General features: G+C 74.0%; 15 protein-coding genes and 2 tRNA genes. 14 read left to right on the top strand and 3 right to left on the bottom strand.

What is annotated here, in order from left to right:
- Window positions 1-154 precede the first annotated feature (154 nt).
- From ACZ4W9_RS18145 to ACZ4W9_RS18115, 7 genes are all read left to right on the top strand, one after another.
- Complete coding sequence (locus ACZ4W9_RS18145; RefSeq protein ID WP_467936760.1) at window positions 155-1,528, top strand: nitrate/nitrite transporter; 1,374 nt, start codon at window positions 155-157, stop codon at window positions 1,526-1,528.
- A gap of 86 nt (window positions 1,529-1,614) precedes the next feature.
- Window positions 1,615-2,766, top strand: coding sequence for a uroporphyrinogen-III synthase (locus ACZ4W9_RS18140; RefSeq protein ID WP_467936758.1), 1,152 nt, complete (start codon window positions 1,615-1,617; stop codon window positions 2,764-2,766).
- 245 nt (window positions 2,767-3,011) lie between these two features.
- The gene (locus ACZ4W9_RS18135; RefSeq protein ID WP_467936756.1) at window positions 3,012-3,605 is read left to right on the top strand and encodes a CGNR zinc finger domain-containing protein; all 594 of its coding nucleotides are present in this window, start codon (window positions 3,012-3,014) and stop codon (window positions 3,603-3,605) included.
- 517 nt (window positions 3,606-4,122) lie between these two features.
- The gene (locus ACZ4W9_RS18130) at window positions 4,123-4,689 is read left to right on the top strand and encodes an RNA polymerase subunit sigma (protein ID WP_467936792.1); all 567 of its coding nucleotides are present in this window, start codon (window positions 4,123-4,125) and stop codon (window positions 4,687-4,689) included.
- Window positions 4,690-4,780: 91 nt separating this feature from the next.
- Complete coding sequence (locus ACZ4W9_RS18125) at window positions 4,781-7,135, top strand: HelD family protein (RefSeq protein ID WP_467936754.1); 2,355 nt, start codon at window positions 4,781-4,783, stop codon at window positions 7,133-7,135.
- A gap of 387 nt (window positions 7,136-7,522) precedes the next feature.
- Window positions 7,523-8,938 carry an NAD-dependent malic enzyme gene (locus tag ACZ4W9_RS18120; RefSeq protein WP_467936752.1) on the top strand — a complete coding sequence of 472 codons (1,416 nt, stop codon included), beginning with the start codon at window positions 7,523-7,525 and terminating at the stop codon, window positions 8,936-8,938.
- Between the two features lie 319 nt (window positions 8,939-9,257).
- Window positions 9,258-9,539 (top strand): HU family DNA-binding protein, encoded by a 282-nt coding sequence (locus tag ACZ4W9_RS18115; protein WP_023550134.1) that lies wholly within the window; start codon window positions 9,258-9,260, stop codon window positions 9,537-9,539.
- A gap of 120 nt (window positions 9,540-9,659) precedes the next feature.
- On the opposite strand, the gene murA is transcribed toward ACZ4W9_RS18115, so the two are convergent.
- A complete protein-coding gene (gene murA / locus ACZ4W9_RS18110; protein WP_467936750.1) occupies window positions 9,660-11,000 on the bottom strand; it encodes a UDP-N-acetylglucosamine 1-carboxyvinyltransferase in 1,341 nt (446 codons plus the stop codon).
- Window positions 11,001-11,273: 273 nt separating this feature from the next.
- On the opposite strand from murA, the gene ACZ4W9_RS18105 reads away from it, so the two are divergent.
- From ACZ4W9_RS18105 to ACZ4W9_RS18075, 7 genes are all read left to right on the top strand, one after another.
- The gene (locus ACZ4W9_RS18105; protein WP_030610520.1) at window positions 11,274-11,846 is read left to right on the top strand and encodes a YqgE/AlgH family protein; all 573 of its coding nucleotides are present in this window, start codon (window positions 11,274-11,276) and stop codon (window positions 11,844-11,846) included.
- Window positions 11,847-11,876: 30 nt separating this feature from the next.
- The gene (locus tag ACZ4W9_RS18100) at window positions 11,877-12,161 is read left to right on the top strand and encodes a DUF3039 domain-containing protein (RefSeq protein WP_030610517.1); all 285 of its coding nucleotides are present in this window, start codon (window positions 11,877-11,879) and stop codon (window positions 12,159-12,161) included.
- Window positions 12,162-12,355: 194 nt separating this feature from the next.
- Window positions 12,356-13,993 (top strand): beta-N-acetylhexosaminidase, encoded by a 1,638-nt coding sequence (locus tag ACZ4W9_RS18095; protein WP_467936747.1) that lies wholly within the window; start codon window positions 12,356-12,358, stop codon window positions 13,991-13,993.
- Between the two features lie 269 nt (window positions 13,994-14,262).
- Window positions 14,263-15,156: an FAD binding domain-containing protein gene (locus tag ACZ4W9_RS18090; protein WP_467936745.1), complete on the top strand. Its 894-nt coding sequence runs from the start codon at window positions 14,263-14,265 to the stop codon at window positions 15,154-15,156.
- Window positions 15,153-17,612, top strand: a complete 2,460-nt coding sequence (locus ACZ4W9_RS18085) for a (2Fe-2S)-binding protein (protein ID WP_467936743.1) — start codon at window positions 15,153-15,155, stop codon at window positions 17,610-17,612. The genes ACZ4W9_RS18090 and ACZ4W9_RS18085 overlap by 4 nt, the downstream gene beginning before the upstream one ends.
- On the top strand, window positions 17,609-19,918 hold the full coding sequence (locus tag ACZ4W9_RS18080) for a xanthine dehydrogenase family protein molybdopterin-binding subunit (RefSeq protein WP_467936741.1): 2,310 nt from the start codon (window positions 17,609-17,611) through the stop codon (window positions 19,916-19,918). Before ACZ4W9_RS18085 ends, ACZ4W9_RS18080 begins: the two co-directional genes overlap by 4 nt.
- A gap of 330 nt (window positions 19,919-20,248) precedes the next feature.
- Window positions 20,249-21,406 carry an SUKH-4 family immunity protein gene (locus ACZ4W9_RS18075; RefSeq protein WP_467936739.1) on the top strand — a complete coding sequence of 386 codons (1,158 nt, stop codon included), beginning with the start codon at window positions 20,249-20,251 and terminating at the stop codon, window positions 21,404-21,406.
- A gap of 125 nt (window positions 21,407-21,531) precedes the next feature.
- On the opposite strand, the gene ACZ4W9_RS18070 is transcribed toward ACZ4W9_RS18075, so the two are convergent.
- Window positions 21,532-21,606: transfer RNA gene (locus tag ACZ4W9_RS18070), tRNA-Cys, on the bottom strand.
- Window positions 21,607-21,624: 18 nt separating this feature from the next.
- Window positions 21,625-21,722, bottom strand: a tRNA-OTHER gene (locus ACZ4W9_RS18065).
- Between the last annotated feature and the right edge of the window lie 141 nt (window positions 21,723-21,863).

The raw sequence follows: 21,863 nt of genomic DNA, 5'->3' as shown, positions 1-21,863 counted from the left end.
GCGCCCTCACCGGCCACCCCCCGCCCGAGTGAGAGCAACGTTCCCTTCCGGTCACCCGCTGCCACAGGGCGGAAACGCGCCCTTCCTACCTTCGGACCGAGTCAACCGAGTCAGTGGTCGGCAGACCGAGCAGCCGGAGCACCGTGGAGGCGTGATGACAGCCCCAGTCCCAACCCGTCGCAGTGGCCGCTGGATCGAGCGCTGGGATCCGGAGGACGAGGCGTTCTGGAACGCGACCGGGGAACGGATCGCCCGCCGGAACCTGTGGTTCTCCGTGCTCTCGGAGCACATCGGGTTCTCCGTGTGGACCCTGTGGTCCGTGCTGGTGCTGTTCATGGGCCCCGAATACGGGCTGACCCCAGCCGACAAGTTCCTGCTCACCTCGGTGGTCACGCTGGTCGGCGCGGTCGTCCGGGTGCCGTACACCTTCGCCGTGGCCGTCTTCGGCGGCCGGAACTGGACGGTCGTCTCGGCGAGCCTGCTGCTCGTCCCGACCATCGTGGCGTTCGCCGTGATGAAACCCGGGACGTCCTTCTCCACCTTCCTCCTGGTGGGCCTGCTGGCCGGCATCGGCGGCGGCAACTTCGCCTCCTCCATGACCAACATCAACGCCTTCTTCCCGCTGCGGAAGAAGGGCTGGGCGCTCGGCCTGAACGCGGGCGGCGGCAACATCGGCGTCCCCGTCATCCAGCTCGTCGCGCTCGCCATCATCGGCGCGAGCGGCGGCCCCCGCGTGCTGCTCGGGATCTACATCCCGCTGATCGTCGTGGCCGCCGTACTCGCCGCGCTGTTCATGGACAACCTGGCCTCGGTGAAGAACGACACCGGCGCGGCCAAGGACGCGGCCCGGGACGGCCACACCTGGATCATGGCCGTGCTGTACATCGGCACCTTCGGCTCGTTCATCGGCTACAGCTTCGCCTTCGGCCAGGTGCTGACCAACCAGTTCGGCCGCACCCCGCTCCAGGCGGCCTACCTCACCTTCATCGGCCCGCTGCTCGGCTCCCTCATCCGTCCCCTCGGCGGCTGGCTCGCCGACCGCTACGGCGGCGCCCGCATCACCCTGTGGAACTATGTCGGCATGGCCGCCGCCACCGCCCTACTCATCGTCGCCGGCATGCAGAAGTCGCTGCCGCTGTTCGTATCCGTGTTCGTCGTCCTGTTCGTCCTCAGCGGCCTCGGCAACGGATCGACGTTCAAGATGATCCCCGGCATCTTCCAGGCCAAGGCGGTGGCCAAGGGGCTCCACGGCGAGGCGGCCGTCGCCCACGGCCGGCGGCTGTCCGGCGCGGCCATGGGGCTGATCGGCGCGGTCGGCGCGCTCGGCGGGGTCGGCATCAACCTGGCCTTCCGGCAGTCCTTCCTCGCGTACGGCTCCGGGACCGGCGCGTTCGTCGCGTTCCTCGCCTACTACGGCCTCTGCTTCGTGGTCACCTGGGCCGTATACCTTCGCCGCCCGGCTGGCAAGGTTTCGGCCACGGCGTCCGCGGCGGAGGAGAAGGCCCAGCTCAGCTATGCCGAGGTGTGACGTAACACCGGCGTCATCGAGCCGAACCGAGCCTGTCACGCAGAGTTGACAGGCTCGTCCGGCGCGCCGGTCAGCTAGGAGAGCCCATGTACGACGAAGAGCAGCAACCCGAGCACGGACCCCTCGCCGGATTCACCGTGGGCGTCACCGCCGCGCGCCGGGCCGAGGAGCTGTCCGTCCTGCTCCAGCGGCGCGGCGCCACCGTCCTGCACGCTCCCGCGCTGCGGATCGTGCCGCTCGCCGACGACGGCGAACTCCTCGCCGCCACGAAGGAGATCATCGACCACGTACCGGACGTCGTCGTCGCCACCACCGCGATCGGCTTCCGGGGCTGGGTCGAGGCCGCCGACGGCTGGGGCCTCGGCGAACAGCTGGTGGGCCGGCTGCGCGGGGCACGGCTGCTGGCCCGCGGTCCGAAGGTCAAGGGCGCGATCCGGGCGGCGGGTCTCACCGAGGAGTGGTCGCCCTCCTCGGAGTCCCTGGCCGAGGTGCTCGACCGGCTCCTGGAGGAGGGCGTCGACGGCAGCCGCGTCGCCGTCCAGCTGCACGGCGAACCCCTCCCCGGCTTCGTGGAGTCGCTGCGGGCCGCCGGGGCGGAGGTCCTCGCGGTGCCGGTCTACCGCTGGATGCCCCCGGAGGACACCGGCCCGCTGGACCGCCTGCTGGATGCGGCCGTCGGCCGCGGCGTGGACGCCCTGACCTTCACCAGTGCCCCCGCCGCCGCCTCCCTGCTCTCCCGTGCGGAGGACCGCGGACTGCTGGACGAGCTGCTGGCGGCGCTGGCCCACGACGTCCTGCCCGCCTGCGTCGGCCCGGTCACCGCGCTGCCGCTCCAGGCCCACGGGGTGGACACGGTCCAGCCGGAACGGTTCCGCCTGGGCCCCCTGGTGCAGTTGCTGTGCCAGGAACTCCCGTCCCGTGCGCGCACGTTGCCCGTCGCGGGGCACCGGGTGGAGATCCGCGGTCACGCGGTCGTGGTCGACGGCGAACTCAAGCCGGTCCCGCCGGCCGGCATGTCCCTGCTGCGCACCCTGTCCCGCCGCCCCGGCTGGGTGGTCCCGCGCGCGGACCTGCTCAGGGCCCTGCCCGGCGCGGGCCGCGACGAGCACGCCGTGGAGACGGCCATGGCCCGTCTGCGCACGGCCCTCGGCGCGCCGAAGCTGATCCAGACGGTGGTGAAACGGGGGTACCGGCTGGCACTGGATCCGGCGGCGGACTCGAAGTACGCGGACACGTAGGACGGACCCCGGCCGCGGCCCCGTACGCCGTCCTGCGGGGACTTCGGCCCGCCGGAGCGGCGCGGGATTCAGCCATCGCCGTGCGGGGCCCGGGACGTGCCGCTCGACCCGTTCCCCGCGCGAGGGCTTCCGGCCCGACCCGCCGCCGGGCACTGTGGAGGAGGCGGGGCCCGGTGGCCCCGTATGCCGTCCGCGTCCGGGGGCGTACGTCCCCGCGCGGTTTCTGCCTAGGCGGTGACTGGCACATGGCACTCGGCGCAGACCCGTCCGCGTACCCGCCGCGGTTCGATGCCGGGCGGGTGTGTCTCGACCTGCTCGCCACCCGGCACCCGGACGAACGCCTGGACGGGGTGGGCGCGTTGTGCGGGTGGATCGGCGGTGCCGGGCTGGTGCCGGCCGGGACGCCGCTCGGGCACGCGGACCCCTCCTGGCCGGCCGCCTTCCGCGAACTGCGCGCCGACGTCGGGGACTTGGTGCGGGGAGTGCTGGGCGGGGAGGAGGGCGGGTACGGGGACGCGCTCGCGCGGGTCAACCAGGCCGCCCGGGGGACACCGTCCGCGCCCGTCGCCGTAGCCGGGGAGGACGGGCGCCTGGTACGGGAGTTGGCGGCGGCTCCCGGGTGCGCCGCGCTGCTCGCCGTCGTCGCCCGGGACGCCGTGGACCTGCTCACCGACCCCGTCGCCCGGGCCTCGCTGCGGCGGTGCGCCGGGGACCACTGCCCCCTGGTGTACCTCGACACCTCCCGGGGGCGGCGGCGCCGTTGGTGCTCCAGCGAGGTGTGCGGCAACCGCGAACGGGTCGCCCGGCACCGGCGCCGGGCCGCGCTCGCCCGCGCCTGATGTACGGACTCCGCGCGCCCGGCCCGCGGACTTCGCGCCGCGCTCACCCGCGCCCGACGTACCCCCTCCCCGTCGCGCCCGCCCGCACCTGACGCGAAACCACCGGGCCGCGCGCGGTCACCCGGCACCACCGTGGCGCCCGGATGAAGAACCCGGGGCGGAAATGTGCGGGTATGTCCCGCTTGGCACGGCGCCCCGGGGAAATCCGTGCCTCCGGTGTGAACACCGCGCCGCCCCGCCGCGTACGGGTGGGCGAGCGACCGACTGGGGGAGCCCCCGGGCACCGGAGGTGGGCGTGCGCAAGGATGCGGCCGTGGCCAAGGACCGTGGATCGAGGGCCCGGCATCGCCTGTCCTCCCACCCCGCGGAACCGCGCGTGCCCGCACCGTCCGCGGAGCGGAGACGGGGGAGTGCAGGGATTCGGACCGGGTGGTCCGGGTGAGCCTGGCCCGTGAACCCCAGCCAGGGATCTCCGGTGCCGGGCGGACACGAGACCGTGGGCGCCTAAGCCCCCGGGATCCTCGACGACGCCGAGGCAACCGCTTTCGAGGCGCACCTCGCCGACTGCGAGTGGTGTGCCCGGCGGCTGGACGAGCCGGCCGGGAGGGAGCCGATGCTCGCCGCGCCGGCCGACCTGCCGGGCTCCGGCGGCACCCCCGCCATCGGCGGGTCGCTGGCCGCCCGGCCCGGCCCCCGGCTGGTGGAGAAGCCGGTGGACGAGGTCGCCGAGCGGCGCGCCCGCAAGCGCCGGCGCGGCTTCCGCGTGATCGCCGCCGCGGCGGCGCCGGTCGTCGCGGGCCCGCCGGCAGCGGTGGCGGCGGGCGGCGGCTCGGACGGGGGCGGCCGGGTCGCCGCGGCACCGGCCCAGTCCGCGTTCCGCACCGTGTCCGACCGCACGTCCGCCACGGACGCCTCGACGCACGTCAGCGCGACCGTCGCCCTGGCCGGGAAGGACCGGGGCGCCCAGGCGGTGCTGGAGCTGAAGAACGTCAGCGGCAGGGCCGCGGCCTTCCGGCCCGACGAGATCGACCACTTCGAGGTGGTGACGTTCGAGGGGAGGAAGCCGGTGGAGGCCGACGCGTAGCGCGGGCGCGCCCCGGGTGACCGCCCCGTAGCTTTGTCGGGCCCCCTTCGCGTACGGTTGACGGCTGCCCAGCACGTCAGAAGGGGGCCCGGTGGCCGCTCAGGTTCAGCAGTCCGCGGTCGACTCGGTACACGAGACACACGATTCCGTCCGTGACCGGGAGATCAGCGTCGAACAGGAACACCTGGACCGGGTGTACCGGCGGCTCGAGGAGAAGATCCACGAGGCCGAGTTCCTGATGCACGACGCGGCCCAGCGCGGCCAGGTCGGCACCCCGGGCGCGCTCGCCGAGCGGGACGCCCAGGTCTTCCGGGCCGGTGTCCATCTGAACCGGCTGAACAACGAGTTCGAGGACTTCCTCTTCGGACGGATCGACCTGCTGACCGGCAAGGACGGCAAGAAGGGCCCCGACGGCGCCTACACGGCCGTCGAGCCCGCCGAGGGAGCGGTGCGCGAGGACAACACCGCCGACATCGCCGAAACGCTGCACATCGGCCGGATCGGCGTCCTCGACGAGGACTACTCCCCGCTGGTCATCGACTGGCGGGCGCCCGCCGCCGCGCCGTTCTACCGGGCCACGCCCGTGGAGCCGGGACGGGTCGTGCGCCGCCGCGTCATCCGGTCCAAGGGCCGCCGGGTGCTCGGCGTCGAGGACGACCTGATGCGGCCGGAGCTGACGGCCTTCCTGGACGGCCGCGAACTGGCCGTCATCGGCGACGGCGCCCTGATGGCGGCCCTCGGCCAGGCCCGCGGGCACACGATGCGGGACATCGTCTCCTCCATCCAGGCCGAACAGGACCTGGTCATCCGGGCCCCCGCCGCCTCCGTCACCTACGTGGAGGGTGGTCCCGGCACCGGCAAGACCGCCGTCGCCCTGCACCGCGCCGCCTACCTGCTCTACCAGGACCGCAGACGCTACGCGGGCGGCATCCTCATCGTCTCGCCGACCCCGCTGCTGGTCGCCTACACCGAGGGCGTGCTGCCCTCCCTCGGCGAGGAGGGCCAGGTCGCGATCCGCGCCATCGGCTCGCTGGTCGACGGCGCGGAGGCCACCGTCTACGACTCCCCGTCCGTGGCCCGCGCCAAGGGCTCCGCCAGGATGCTGAAGGTGCTGCGCAAGGCCGCCCGGGGCGCCCTGGAGCTGGGCCCGGCCGCCCCCGCCGCCAGCCCCGGGGACGACGAGCGCCGGCCGCACGACGGCCCGCCCTCCCGGCTGCGTGTCGTCGCCTTCGGGCGCCGGCTGGAACTGGAGGCCGACGAGCTGGAACGCATCCGCCGCACCGCGCTCGGCGGCACCGCGCCGGTCAACCTGCTGCGCCCGCGCGCCCGCAAGCTGCTGCTGGACGCCCTGTGGGAGCGGTCGGGCGCCGCCGGCCGGCACACCGACCCGGAGCTGGCCGCCGAGCTGCGCTCCTCCTTCGACGAGGACGTCACCGGCGAGGACTCCTTCCTGGCGTTCCTCGACGCCTGGTGGCCCGAGCTGACCCCGAAGGGCGTGCTCGCCGCCATGGCCGACGAGAAGCGGCTCGGCCGCTGGGCCCGGCGGGTGCTGAACCCCGGCGAGGTCCGCAAGGTCGCCCGCTCGCTCAGGCGGGACGGCCACTCGGTGCACGACATCGCCCTGCTGGACGAACTCCAGGCGATCCTCGGCGCCCCGGCCCGGCCCCGCAGGAAGCGCGAACTGGACCCGCTGGACCAGCTCACCGGTCTGGAGGAGCTGATGCCGGTGCGCGAGGAGACCCAGCGCGAGCGGGCCGAGCGGCTGGCGCAGGAGCGCACCGAGTACGCGCACGTCATCGTGGACGAGGCGCAGGACCTGACGCCGATGCAGTGGCGGATGGTCGGCCGCCGCGGCCGGCACGCCACCTGGACGGTCGTCGGCGACCCGGCGCAGTCCTCCTGGTCCGACCCGGACGAGGCGGCCGAGGCCCGCGACGAGGCGCTCGGCACCCGGCCCAGGCGCCGCTTCCGGCTCACCGTGAACTACCGCAACCCGGCCGAGATCGCCGAGCTGGCCGCGCGGGTGCTCGCGCTCGCCATGCCCGGCGCCGAGTCCCCGGCCGCCGTACGGTCCACCGGCGTCGAGCCGCGCTTCACCGTCGTGGCGGACTCCCTGGGGCGGACGGTGCGCGCGGAGGCCGAGCGGCTGCTGGGCCTGGTGGACGGCACGGTCGGCGTGGTGGTGGCGATGGGCCGGCGCGAGGAGGCCCGGCGCTGGCTGGCCGGGCTGGGCGACCGGGTGGTGGCCCTGGGCAGCCTGGAGGCCAAGGGCCTGGAGTACGACGCGACGGTCGTCGTGTCGCCCGCGGAGATCGCCGACGAGTCGCCGGCCGGCCTGCGCGTGCTGTACGTGGCGCTGACCCGGGCCACCCAGCAGCTGACGGTGGTCTCGGCGGACCGCGACGAGCCGGACGCGGCGGGGGTGCCGGACCTGCTCAGGGACTGATTTTCCGGCGAATCCGCGCACCGGGAATGGTCCTGGGCGAGGGTTTGTTAGCCTTGACGTGGCACCGGCCCGATCCAAGCCCCCGGGCCCAACCTTAGTCGCCGCGAGCGACCACTTGCCGCGAGGCGAGCATGGCGGGTCGGTGTCATCAACGTGGGAGGCCCACGTCACGGATGTGACGTGGGCCTCTTTCTTTGCCCCGGCGGCCTCTTTCCTCCTCCGTTCGTTTCTCGTATGGTGGAAGTGGTTTTCCGAAACCGTGCACCCCGCAGGAAACGACGCGTGAACAAAGCGTCCGCAACCCAGGGCGACTACCACGTACTGAGCGGTAGGTGCGACGATCGGACGGCACAACTCGCGACACGGTGAAAGCAGAGGAAGTCGGCCATGGCAACGGCGCCCAGCGTCTCCTACTCGATGACGATCCGGCTGGAGGTGCCCGCGAGCGGAACGGCCGTATCGCAGCTCACCACCGCCGTGGAGTCCTCCGGGGGCTCGGTGACCGGCCTCGACGTCACCGCGTCCGGCCACGAGAAGCTCCGTATCGACGTCACCATCGCGGCCACCTCCACGGCCCACGCCGAGGAGATCGTCGAGAAGCTGCGCGGCATCGAGGGCGTCACGCTCGGCAAGGTCTCCGACCGTACGTTCCTGATGCACCTCGGCGGCAAGATCGAGATGGCGTCGAAGCACCCCATCCGCAACCGTGACGACCTGTCCATGGTCTACACGCCCGGCGTGGCCCGCGTCTGCATGGCCATCGCCGAGAACCCCGAGGACGCCCGCCGCCTCACCATCAAGCGCAACTCCGTCGCGGTCGTGACGGACGGTTCCGCCGTGCTGGGCCTCGGCAACATCGGCCCCAAGGCCGCGCTGCCCGTCATGGAGGGCAAGGCGGCCCTCTTCAAGCGCTTCGCCGGCATCGACGCCTGGCCGATCTGCCTGGACACCCAGGACAGCGACGCGATCGTGGAGATCGTCAAGGCGATCGCCCCGGGCTTCGCCGGCATCAACCTGGAGGACATCTCCGCGCCGCGCTGCTTCGAGATCGAGGCCCGGCTGCGCGAGGCCCTGGACATCCCGGTCTTCCACGACGACCAGCACGGCACCGCCATCGTCGTGCTCGCCGCCCTGACCAACGCCCTGCGCGTGACGGACAAGCCCATCCAGAACATCCGGGTCGTCATGTCCGGCGCCGGCGCGGCCGGCACGGCCATCCTGAAGCTGCTGCTGGCGGCCGGCGTGAAGAGCGCCGTCGTCGCCGACATCCACGGCGTCGTGCACGCCGGCCGCGAGGACCTGGTGAACGCCCCGGCCGACTCGCCGCTGCGCTGGATCGCCGACAACACCAACCACGAGGGCCTGACCGGCACCCTGAAGGAGGCCGTGCGCGGCGCCGACGTCTTCATCGGCGTCTCCGCCCCGAACGTCCTGGACGGCGCCGACGTGGCCGCCATGGCCGACGACGCCATCGTGTTCGCGCTCGCGAACCCCGACCCCGAGGTGGACCCGGCGATCGCCCGGCAGACGGCGGCCGTCGTGGCCACCGGCCGCTCCGACTTCCCGAACCAGATCAACAACGTGCTGGTCTTCCCCGGCGTCTTCCGCGGCCTGCTGGACGCCCAGTCCCGCACGGTCAACACCGAGATGATGCTCGCGGCCGCGAAGGCCCTCGCCGACGTCGTCAGCGAGGACGAGCTGAACCCGAACTACATCATCCCCAGCGTCTTCAACGACAAGGTCGCGGGCGCCGTGGCCGGGGCGGTCCGGGAGGCCGCCAAGGCGGCCGGCGTCACGGCCTGAGACGGCGTTCCGTACGGCGCGGGGGCTGTGAGCATCGCCACGCGGCCCCCCGTACCGGCGCGTCGTGGAACCACCGGATGCCGGGCGCACTCTAGGGTGACGGCCGAGCAGGCGCTTTTCGTGTGACTCCCCAGGGTGTTCTCACGACTCCTACGGGTGCCGGATTGGCTTTCCCGCCGCAGGTAGGGGCAGGATGCTCCCCCAGGGACTACGTCCCGGGGGGCACCCCCAAGGGCGCGAGCGCATCGGCATCGCAGTGCCTCGGGCGGCACCGCCGCGTGGCACACCCCAACGGCAAGAAAAATACGGGAGTAACAACATGAACCGCAGTGAGCTGGTGGCCGCGCTGGCCGACCGCGCCGAGGTGACCCGCAAGGACGCCGACGCCGTGCTGGCCGCGTTCGCCGAGACCGTCGGCGAGATCGTCGCCAAGGGCGACGAGAAGGTCACCATCCCTGGCTTCCTGACCTTCGAGCGCACCCACCGTGCCGCTCGTACCGCGCGCAACCCGCAGACCGGCGAGCCCATCAACATCCCGGCCGGCTACAGCGTGAAGGTCACCGCGGGCAGCAAGCTCAAGGAAGCCGCCAAGGGCAAGTAAGCGCTCCGCTTCGAGCGCCGGCCCGCTGAGGCGCCGTTTCTCGCGCGCATCAGCTGAGGACACCGCAAAGGGCGGCCCCCCTTCCGCCGAGGGGGGCCGCCCTTTGGTGTTCCCGGACCGTCAGCCGAGCGCCTTGCCCGGGAGCTCGACCTTCGCGCCGAGTTCCACGAGCTTGTCCATGAAGTTCTCGTAGCCGCGGTTGATCAGGTCGATGCCGTGGACGCGGGACGTGCCCTCGGCGGCGAGCGCCGCGATGAGGTACGAGAAGCCGCCGCGCAGGTCGGGGATGACCAGATCGGCGCCCTGGAGCCGGGTGGGGCCGGAGACGACCGCGGAGTGCAGGAAGTTGCGCGCGCCGAAGCGGCAGGCGGAGCCGCCCAGGCACTCGCGGTAGAGCTGGATGTGCGCGCCCATCTGGTTCAGCGCGGAGGTGAAGCCGAGCCGGGACTCGTACACCGTCTCGTGGATGATGGACAGGCCCGTGGCCTGGGTCAGGGCCACCACCAGCGGCTGCTGCCAGTCCGTCTGGAAACCGGGGTGCACGTCCGTCTCCAGGGCGATGGACTTCAACTGTCCGCCGGGGTGCCAGAAACGGATGCCCTCGTCGTCGATCCGGAAGGCGCCGCCCACCTTGCGGTAGGTGTTCAGGAACGTCATCATCGAGCGCTGCTGGGCGCCGTGGACGTAGATGTCGCCGTTGGTCGCGAGCGCCGCGGAGGCCCAGGAGGCGGCCTCCAGGCGGTCCGGCAGGGCGCGGTGGGTGTAGCCGGAGAGCTTGTCCACACCGGTGATGCGGATCGTGCGGTCGGTGTCCATCGCGATGATCGCGCCCATCTTCTGCAGCACGCAGATGAGGTCCTCGATCTCCGGCTCGACGGCCGCGTTGGACAACTCCGTGACGCCCTCGGCCAGTACGGCCGTCAGCAGCACCTGCTCGGTCGCGCCGACGGACGGGTAGGGCAGCCGGATCTTCGTGCCCCGCAGCCGCTGCGGAGCCTCCAGGTACTGCCCGTCGGCCCGCTTCTCGATCGTCGCGCCGAACTGCCGCAGCACGTCGAAGTGGAAGTCGATGGGCCGGCCGCCGATGTCACAGCCGCCGAGACCGGGGATGAACGCGTGGCCGAGACGGTGCAGGAGGGGGCCGCAGAAGAGGATCGGGATGCGGCTGGAACCCGCGTGGGCGTCGATGTCGGCGACGTTGGCGCTCTCGACGTGCGTCGGGTCCATCACCAGTTCGCCGGGCTCCTCGCCCGGACGGACCGTCACCCCGTGGAGCTGGAGCAGGCCGCGGACGACCCGCACGTCACGGATGTCCGGAACGTTGCGCAGTCGGCTCGGCTCGCTGCCCAGCAGGGCAGCGACCATGGCCTTCGGCACGAGGTTCTTCGCACCGCGGACACGGATCTCGCCCTCCAGCGGGGTTCCGCCGTGGACAAGCAGGACATCGTCGTTGACGGTCATGAATCTCGCGTTCCGATGAGTTGGTCAGGGGCCGGCCGATCACTGTGCGCGGGGGCCGGGAAGACAGGGTAATCGCCGATTACCCCCCTCCCGTAAGCCCAGTACCCGGCCACTCCGTCATAGCTGTGTCACAACACGAACCGTTCCCTTTCGGGCACATGGGGTCACCGGCGCCCCGGTGCGCGCCGGGGTGGTGTCCACCCCCGGGCGGCTTCACCCCCGTGCCCCCGATTGGGTCCCCACACCCGGGGAAGATGCGGGATCATGTCTGGCATGACCGAGGTGTCCTCGCTCACAGGGCGGCTGCTCGTGGCCACTCCCGCCCTGGCGGACCCGAACTTCGACCGTGCGGTGGTGCTCCTCCTCGACCACGACGAGGAGGGTTCCCTCGGTGTCGTCCTGAACCGGCCCACCCCGGTGGTCGTCGGCGACATCCTGGAGGGCTGGGCCGACCTCGCGGGCGAGCCCGGTGTGGTCTTCCAGGGCGGCCCGGTGTCGCTGGACTCGGCGCTGGGCGTGGCGGTCATCCCGGGCGGCGCCGACGGCGACCGGGCGCCGCTCGGCTGGCGGCGGGTCTACGGCGCGATCGGCCTGGTCGACCTGGAGGCCCCGCCGGAGCTGCTCGCCTCGGCCGTGGGCAGTCTGCGGATCTTCGCCGGGTACGCCGGCTGGGGCCCCGGCCAGCTGGAGGACGAGCTGGTGGAGGGCGCCTGGTACGTGGTGGAGTCCGAGCCCGGCGACGTCTCCTCGCCGGCCCCGGAGCGGCTGTGGCGCGAGGTGCTGCGCCGCCAGCGCAGCGAGCTGGCGATGGTGGCCACGTACCCGGACGACCCTTCGCTCAACTGATGCGCCAGGGCTTTCAGTACCCTGGCTGTTATGAGCACTCTCGAGCCCGAGCGCGGGACTGGTACGGGGACCCTCGTAGAGCCGACGCCGCAGGTGTCCCACGGTGACGGCGACCACGAGCGCTTCGCCCACTACGTCCAGAAGGACAAGATCATGGCGAGCGCCCTCGACGGCACCCCCGTCGTGGCGCTGTGCGGCAAGGTCTGGGTGCCGGGCCGCGACCCGAAGAAGTACCCCGTCTGCCCGATGTGCAAGGAGATCTACGAATCCATGGGCAGCGGCGGCGACGACAAGGGCAAGGGCGGCGACAAGTAGGTCCCCGGTCCGGCCGGAGGCGGTGAGGTCCCCGGGACGCGCAAGCGGCGCGTCCCGGGGATCTTCGCGTTTTCCGGCCGCCGACTGGTCCAGACCTCTTGTGGGGGCCGGGCGCAGTGCCTAGCCTTCGAGGTGTCGCTTTGTGCAACGACCGTTGCGCATATTGCAACGACCTCTCTCTGGGGGCTGAGGACGTGGAACTGATTCCGGCGCCGCGCGCCGTCGAGGAGCCGACCGGACCGGGCGTGCCGCTCGGCCCGGACACCACGCTGTGGGCCGGCCCGGGCACCGAACGCACCGAACGCTGGCTGCGCGCCACCCTCGGCGCGTCCCTGGGCCTGCCGCTGCGTCCCGGGCCCAGGGGCGCCCGTGACGGCGTACGGCTGCTGCTGGACGACACCCTGGCCCCCGAGGCGTACCGGCTCACCGCCGATGCCGGGGACGGCGTGGAGATCCGCGGCGGCGGGCCGGCCGGCGTGTTCTGGGGCGCCCAGACCCTGCGCCAGCTGCTCGGCGCCGACGCCTTCCGCCGCGCACCGTTGCGTCCGGGCGCCGCCCACCGCGTGCCCCGGCAGTCCGTCGAGGACGCCCCCCGGTTCCGCTGGCGCGGCCTGCTCCTCGACGTCGCCCGGCACTTCATGCCCAAGGAGGGCGTGCTGCGCTATCTGGACCTGATGGCCGCGCACAAACTCAACGTCCTGCACCTGCACCTGACGGACGACCAGGGCTGGCGGATCGAGATCAAGCGGTATCCGAAACTGACCGAAACCGCCTCCTGGCGCGCGCGGACCAAATTCGGCCACCGCGCCTCACCGCTGTGGGACGAGAAACCGCACGGCGGTTACTACACCCAGGACGACATCCGGGAGATCGTCGCCTACGCCGCCGAGCGGCACATCGGCGTCGTCCCCGAGATCGACGTACCGGGCCACTCGCAGGCCGCGATCGCCGCGTACCCCGAACTCGGCAACACCGACGTCGTCGACACCTCCGCGCTCTCCGTCTGGGACACGTGGGGCATCTCGTCCAACGTCCTCGCCCCCACCGACACCACCCTGCGCTTCTACGAAGGGGTGTTCGAGGAGGTCCTGGACCTGTTCCCCGCCGACGCGGCCGAGTTCTCCGCGTTCGTGCACGTCGGCGGCGACGAGTGCCGCAAGGAGCAGTGGACCGAGTCCGTCACCGCCAAGACCCGCATCGCCGACCTCGGCCTCACCGACGAGGACGCGCTCCAGTCCTGGTTCATCGGCCACTTCGACGCCTGGCTCGCCGCGCGCGGACGCCGCCTCATCGGCTGGGACGAGATCCTGGAGGGCGGGCTCGCGCCGGGCGCGGCCGTCGCCTCCTGGCGCGGTTACGCGGGCGGCGTCGCCGCCGCCCGGGCCGGCCACGACGTGGTCATGTGCCCCGAGCAGTACGTGTACCTGGACCACCGGCAGGCCCCCGGCGACGACGAACCGGTGCCGATCGGCTTCGTGCGCACCCTGGAGGACGTCTACCGGTTCGAACCCGTACCGGCCGGGCTCACCGAGGAGGAGGCCCGGCACGTGCTGGGCACCCAGGCCAACGTGTGGACCGAGGTGCTGGAGGACTCCGCGCGCGTCGACTACCAGGCCTTCCCCCGCCTCGCCGCCCTGGCCGAGGTCGCCTGGAGCCCGCTGCCCGCCCCCGCCGACCGGGACTACCCCGACTTCGAACGCCGGATGACCGCCCACTACCGGCGACTTGACGCCCTCGGGGTCGCCTACCGGCCACCCACCGGACCCCGCCCGTGGCAGCGCCGCCCCGGCGTGCCCGGCCGCCCGATCGAGGGACCGCCCCCGAACCGCTGACCGCACGGCCGCCCCGCCCCGCACCGCCCCACCCCGAACAAGTACCGGAAAAACCCCGGCAGGATCACCGAAGAGTGGCAATCCGCACGCACCGGTGATGCCGTGCGAAACCGGACCATCCCCCCGATGAGGTGGGCGAAAGCCTCCTAGCGGACCCCCGCGTTCGGGCGTTGCGAAGATGTGCCAGAGTTGCGTCGTCCGCCCTGTCAGCACGTACCGTACGGCAACACGGGCGGGACCAGGTGGGGCAGCGGGAAGGGGCAGCCGGTTTGACCACGCACGCACCGCGGACGGCGCAGGCCGTCACGTTGCCCACGACGCTGGACGAGGCGGTGGCGGCCCTCGCGGCCACGCCCACCGCCGTCCCCGTGGCGGGCGGCACCGACCTGATGGCCGCCGTCAACTCCGGCCAGCTCAGGCCCGCCGCGCTGGTGGGACTGGGCCGCATCAGCGAGATCCGGGGCTGGCAGTACCAGGACGGCCACGCGCTGCTCGGCGCGGGCCTCACCCACGCGCGCATGGGCCGCCCCGACTTCGCGGCCCTCATCCCGGCGCTCGCCGCCGCCGCGCGCGCCGCCGGCCCGCCGCACATCCGCAACGCGGGCACCCTGGGCGGCAACATCGCCTCCGCCGCGCCCACCGGGGACGCGCTGCCGGTGCTGGCCGCCCTGGAGGCGACGCTGATCATCGCGGGCCCGGACGGGGCCCGCCGGGAGATCCCGGTGTCCCACCTGCTGGCCGGCGTGGAGATGCTGGGCGGCGGCGAACTCATCGGCTACGTCCGCGTGCCGCTGCTGCACGCCCCGCAGGTCTTCCTGAAGGCCACCGGACGCACCGGCCCGGGCCGCGCGCTGGCCTCCGTGGCCCTCGTCCTCGACCCCGCCCGGCGCGGCGTGCGCTGCGCCGTCGGCGCCATAGCGCCGATGCCGCTGAGGCCCCTGGAGGCCGAGCAGTGGATCGCGGGACTCATCGACTGGGACAACGACCGCGCCCTCGTCCCGGAGGCCCTGCACGCCTTCGGCGAGTACGTCGCCGCGGCCTGCATCCCCGACCCGGCCCCCGAGGCCGACGGCACGGTGGTCCCGCTTCCGCCCGCCGTACTGCACCTGCGGCGCACCGTCGCCGCGCTGGCCCGACGAGCACTGGGGAGGGCGCTGTCGTGACCGACGACCAGCACGGAGAGGGCACGCCCCAGGGCGGCGGACGCTGGAACCCGCTGCCCCAGGGCGACTACGACGACGGCGCCACCGCCTTCGTCCAGCTCCCCGAGGGGGGCATCGACGCGCTGCTGGCCGGCGACAGCCCGCTGGCCGCGCCGGGCCACGGCTACGTGCCGCCGCCGATCACGGCCGCCCACACCGACGCGGCGCCCGCCTGGCCGGTGCCCGGGGGCGGCCAGTGGCCCGACCCGAACACCGCGCCGGCCCCGTCGCACGCCGCGGACGACCGGTTCACCTACGAGCCCGGCGCCACCCAGCAGTGGACCTACGAGGACCCCGCGGCCCCGGCCGCCCCGGGCCACGACGTCACCGGGCAGTGGTCCATCCCCGTCGCCGGGGGCGACCTTCCGGACGAGTCCGGCGAGTACACCACGTCCTCGCTGGTCGAACAGTGGGGCGGCGCGCCCCCGGCCACCCTGCCCGGCGGCGCCCCGGCCCCCTGGGCGACCCCGGACACCCCCCGCCCCTGGGACGGCCCCCTCCCCGACCACACCACCTCCCACCCGTCGGGCCCGGCCCCGGAGGCGTACGCCCCCGAGGCGGGGTACGCCCCCGATCCCGGGTACGGCCACGGCACCGGGTACGCGGATCCCGGCCACACCGGGAGCGGTCACGGGGACGCGGGGCACGCCGAGGGCGGTCACCCGGGTGCCGGGTACGCCGAGGACGGTCACGGGGACGGCGCGTACGCCGAGGACGGTCACGGGGACGGCGCGTACGCCGAGGACGGTCACGGGGACGGCGCGTACGCCGAGGAGGACCACGGGGACGCCGGTCACGTCGACGGGGGGTACGCCGAGGACGCTCACGCGGAGGGCGGTCACGCGGACGCCGGCCGCGTCGAGGGTGCGCACGCGGACGCCGGGCTTGTGGAGGCCGAGGGCGGTCCCTTCGGGGCCGGTTCCGTCGAGGCCGGGGCGGAGCACGCCGCCGAGGGCGGCCACCCGGACGCCGGACACGCGGAGGGCGGTCACGGGGACGCGGGCCGCTCCGGGAGCGCCCTGCCGGAGGGCGGGCACGCCGACGGCGGTCTCGTGGCCGCCGGCCCCGTCGCGGCGGAGCACGGCCACGCCGGACCCACCGACGCCGCCGTCGGCGACACGCCCGGCGGTACGGTCCCGCCCGGCGCCGAGGTCACGTCCGCCGCGCCCGGCGCACCGGTCGTCCCGGCGCACCGGCCGGCCGGCCGTGAAGCGGCCCCGGACGCGGACGCCCACGGCCTCGCCGAAGCCCCCGAGCGCCCCGCCGAGGCCCCCGCGGGCCACGAGCGGCCCACCGGCCCGGCCCCCGTGCCCGGGCCCGCCGCAGCGGCGGCCCCGGCCGCGCCGGCGGCCCCCGGGGACCCGGCGCCGACGGCACACCCGGCCGACACGCCCGAGACCCCCGCGTCCACCGAGCAGTCGGCCGCCGGTACGGCCGTGGCCCCGGAGCCCGCCGCCCACCCGGCGGCAGCCGACGACACGGCCGGCGACCCGCCCGCCGCCGACCCCGGCGCGCCCGCGGAACCGGCCCCGGCCGCCGTACCCGAGGCCGCCGTACCCGAGGCCGCCGTACCCGAAGCCGCCGGGGCACCCGCCCCCGCGGAGCCGTCCGAGGACGCCGCCCCGGCCCGCGAGGCGCCGGAGGACCACGCGGACCAGGAAGCCCGGGACGCCGTACCCGACGGCGCCGAAGAGCCCCCCGCCGCACCCCTGCCGCCGCACGACGACCACCCCCTCGCCTCCTACGTCCTGCGGGTCAACGGCACCGACCGGCCCGTCACCGACGCCTGGATCGGGGAGTCGCTGCTCTACGTGCTGCGCGAACGGCTCGGTCTCGCGGGCGCCAAGGACGGCTGCTCGCAGGGCGAGTGCGGCGCCTGCAACGTCCAGGTCGACGGCCGCCTGGTGGCGTCCTGCCTGGTCCCGGCGGTCACCACGGCCGGCAGCGAGGTCCGTACGGTCGAGGGCCTGGCCGCCGACGGACAGCCCTCCGACGTCCAGCGCGCACTGGCCCGCTGCGGCGCCGTGCAGTGCGGTTTCTGCGTACCCGGCATGGCGATGACCGTGCACGACCTGCTGGAGGGCAACCCGGCGCCGACCGACCTGGAGGCCCGCCAGGCGCTGTGCGGCAACCTGTGCCGGTGCTCGGGCTACCGGGGCGTCCTGGAGGCCGTCAAGGAGGTCGTCGCCGAACGCGAGGCTGCCCACGCCGGCCCCGGGACGGACACGGACGAGGCCCACATCCCGCACCAGGCGGCCCCCGGCTCCGGCGGCGTCCACCCGTCGGCCTTCGAGGCGCCGGGCGCGTTCGCCGCCCCCCGGTCACCCGAGCAGTACGACGCGCCGGACCCGTACGGCACGACGCCCCCGGGACCGCAGGACCAGCAGCACTACGGCCAGGACGGAGGCCAGGCGTGAGCAACGAAGCCGGCATCGCGGCCACCGCCGCGGAACCCGCCCCCGAGACCGACCCGTCGCCGCACGGCATCGGCGCCTCCCTGCCGCACGCCGACGCCCGCGCCAAGACCGAGGGCACCTTCCCGTACGCCGCCGACCTGTGGGCCGAGGGCCTGCTGTGGGCGGCCGTCCTGCGCTCCCCGCACGCGCACGCGCGCATCGTCTCCATCGACACCACCCACGCGCGCGAGATGCCCGGCGTCCGCGCCGTCATCACCCACGAGGACGTCCCCGGCACGCCCCGCCACGGCCGCGGCACGCCCGACCGGCCGGTGTTCGCCTCCGACGTCGTACGCCACCACGGCGAGCCCATCGCGGCCGTGGCCGCCGACCACCCGGACACCGCGCGGATGGCCGCCGCCGCCGTCATCGTCGAGTACGAGGTCCTCGACCCCGTCACCGACCCGGAACACGCCTTCGAGGCCGAGCCGCTGCACCCCGACGGCAACCTGATCCGGCACATCCCGCTGCGCCACGGCGACCCGGAGTCGGCCGGCGAGGTCGTGGTCGAGGGCCTGTACCGCATCGGCCGCCAGGACCCCGCCCCCATCGGCGCCGAGGCCGGTCTCGCCGTGCCGCGCCCGGACGGCGGGGTGGAGCTGTACCTCGCCTCCACCGACCCGCACACCGACCGCAACACGGCCGCGGCCTGCTACGGCCTGTCCCCCGAACGGGTGAAGATCGTCGTCACCGGGGTGCCCGGCGCCACGGCGGACCGCGAGGACCAGGGCTTCCAGCTCCCGCTCGGCCTGCTCGCGCTGCGGACCGGCTGCCCCGTGAAGCTGACGGCGACCCGCGAGGAGTCCTTCCTCGGCCACGCCCACCGCCACCCCACCCTGCTGCGCTACCGCCACCACGCCGACGCCGAGGGCAGGCTGGTCAAGGTCGAGGCGCAGATCCTGCTGGACGCCGGCGCGTACGCCGACACCTCCGCCGACGCCCTGGCCGCCGCCGTCTCCTTCGCGTGCGGCCCGTACGTCGTCCCGAACGCCTTCATCGAGGGCTGGGCCGTGCGCACCAACAACCCGCCCTCCGGCCACGTACGCGGCGAGGGCGCCATGCAGGTGTGCGCCGCCTACGAGGCCCAGATGGACAAACTGGCGCGGAAACTGGGCCTGGACCCGGCGGAGCTGCGCCTGCGCAACGTCCTGGCGACCGGGGACGTCCTCCCGATCGGCCAGACCGTGACCTGCCCGGCGCCGGTCGCCGAACTCCTCCAGGCGGTGCGGGACTTCCCGCTGCCCGCGCTGCCGAAGGACACGCCCGAGGAGGAGTGGCTGCTGCCCGGCGGCCTGGAGGGCGCGGGCGAACCGGGCGCGGTGCGCCGGGGCGTCGGCTACGGCCTGGGCATGGTGCACATGCTGGGTGCGGAGGGCGCCGACGAGGTGTCCACGGCCACGGTCAAGGTCCACGACGGCGTGGCCACCGTGCTGTGCGCCGCCGTGGAGACCGGCCAGGGCTTCACCACGCTGGCCCGGCAGATCGTCCAGGAGACCCTCGGCATCGAGGAGGTCCACGTCGCGCCCGTCGACACCGACCAGCCGCCGGCCGGCGCGGGCTGCCGGGGCCGGCACACCTGGGTGTCGGGCGGCGCGGTGGAGCGCGCGGCGAAGATGGTCCGCGCCCAGCTCCTCCAGCCGCTCGCGCACAAGTTCGGCATGTCGACGGAGCTGCTCCAGATCACCGACGGCAAGATCACCTCGTACGACGGGGTGCTGTCGACCACCGTCATGGAGGCGCTGGAGGGCAAGGAGCTGTGGGCCACGGCCCAGTGCCGGCCGCATCCGACCGAGCCGCTGAACGCCGCCGGGCAGGGCGACGCCTTCGTGGGCCTCGCGTTCTGCGCGATCCGCGCGGTGGTGGACGTGGACGTGGAGCTGGGCTCGGTGCGGGTGGTGGAGCTGGCGGTCGCCCAGGACGTCGGCCGCGTCCTCAACCCGGCCCAGCTGGCCGCCCGGATCGAGGCGGGCGTCACCCAGGGCGTGGGCATCGCCCTCACCGAGAACCTGCGCACGCCCCGCGGCCTGGTCCGCCACCCCGACCTGACGGGCTACGCCCTCCCGACCGCCCTGGACGCCCCCGACATCCGGATCGTCAAACTGGTCGAGGAACGGGACGTGGTGGCTCCCTTCGGCGCCAAGTCGGTCAGCGCGGTCCCGGTGGTGACGGCCCCGGCGGCGATCGCCTCCGCGGTACGCGCCGCCACCGGCCGCCCGGTCAACCGCCTCCCGATCCGCCCGCAGGCGGCGGTGGCCGCGGACCGGTGAGCACCCCGCCGGACGCTCCCGGCGTACCGCGCCGGGAAGCTCCTCCCGCGCGGGGGAGGCCGGCGGGCCCCGCGGCTCCCGCTGTTCGCCGCGGCGGCACCGGCCGTTGACCTCGGTGGGGTCTACTCCACCCGGGGCCGGCCGGCGTGCGGACCCCTGGACGCCGATCCGGCCGGGCGGGCAACGTGCCCGGCCCGCCCGACGTCTTGCCTGAGGGCGGCCGTTGTCAGTGGTGCGGCATAGGCTGCGAAGCGGTGGGGGCACCTGCCCGGGGCCGCGTACGACGGTGTGCGCGGGCCCGTCACGCACGGGGAAGATCGCGGGGGAGCGATGAGCACGACCGACGCCGGGGTTCCGGCGATCACGCTGACCGAGGCGGAACTGGACCGCTACGTCACCCACGCGCCGACGCGCGGCCTGCTCGCCGGCGCCGGCCTGCCCGCGGTGACCGACCTGCTGACCTTCTCCCCGCTGCGCACGCACGGCCTGCGCACCCTAGCCGACGCCGCCGACGGCCCCCTGCGCCTGGCGGAGGAGCTGCGCGGCCGGCTGGTCATAGGCGAACTGCTCACCCCGGCCGGCCGGGAGCGCGAGTCGATCCTGCTGGACGGCGCCACGGGCGAGCTGACCACGGCCTACCTGCGCGACCCGTACGACGCGCGTCCGTTAGCGTCGTCCCTGCACACCCTGCTGCGCTTCGCCGCGGTCACCGAGGAACTGGCGGGCCTGCGCGGCCGGTTCGCGTCCCTGGCGGGCCGGTACGGCCCCCGGACGGCGACCGAGGCATCCCGCCGCCTGCTCACCCTCTTCGAGGAGGGCTCGGACGGCGCGGTCCCGCCATACTGGAAGGCGGCGGCACTGATCCGCCCCCTCGCCCTGGCCGCCGGCCCCGGTACGGCCTCGGGGCTCGCCCTGGACGTCTCCGCGCGCCTGCTGGAGCAGGAGTTCGGGCACGGCAGGGTGACCCGTTTCGAGGAGGTCGACTTCCCGCCGACGCTCACCCACGAGCCCACGCGCCGCTTCCTGCGCGAGACGGGACTGCCGGAGTCGGCGGTCTTCTACCACGCCGACACGGACGTCCGGCTGCCCACGCTCCGGGAGTACTTCACCGAGGAACACCCCGGTCACCCCGGCACGGACCTCCCGGCCCACTGCGACCACCTGATCCGCCTCGGCCACCTGAGGGAGGAGACCAGCCTGGTGGTGGACGGCAGAACGGGCGCGGTGCTGACGTTCAGCGAGCCGGACGCCACGCTCCACCCCCTCAACACCGACGTCTCCACCCTGGCGTTCACCCTGTGGCTCATCCACCACGAGCGCACGATCGACACCCACCTGAACCACGAACTGGCCACCCACGCCTACGACCACCTGGTCACCCTCATGCTCCACACCCTGGAATCCATCGACCCCACAGGCACCCTCCCGGAAACGACCTGGCACTACTGGACCCACCTGTTCCAGGACGAGAGGAACGGGGTGCTCTGACGGTGTCCGGTCGGCCTTGAAGGACCCTGGACGGACGCGGAAGCGCGCGGGCAAGTGGACGGACGGCCGACAGGGTGGCACCCCTTATGGAGGTGCCACCCTGTCGCTTTGCCTGCTCGAGGCAGTGGAGGCCGTGGCGGGGATCGAACCCGCGTAACTCGCTTTGCAGGCGAGTCCCTGAACCACTCGGGCACACGGCCGTGTTGTGTTGTTGTTCTCGGCCGTGGTGGGAATCGAACCCGCGTAACTCCCCGCGGGCGGAGCCCGCTGTTGGATGCAGCGCAGGCGAGTCCCTGAACCACTCGGGCACACGGCCGTGTTGGTGAGATGAACCTACGGGGGGTGAGGGGCGGGGCTCAAGGGGGCGTTGGGGGCTGCAATGTGACTGCCACACGGCGTTCATGAAGCGGGGGCGGGCGTACGACCAAGGGACCAGAGCGGGTGCGGCTCCTGACAG

The sequence above is a fragment of the Streptomyces sp. NPDC029296 genome, from assembly GCF_055569255.1.
The sequence above is the reverse complement of the archived record's forward strand: the minus strand, read 5'-3'. Positions and strand labels throughout refer to the sequence as shown.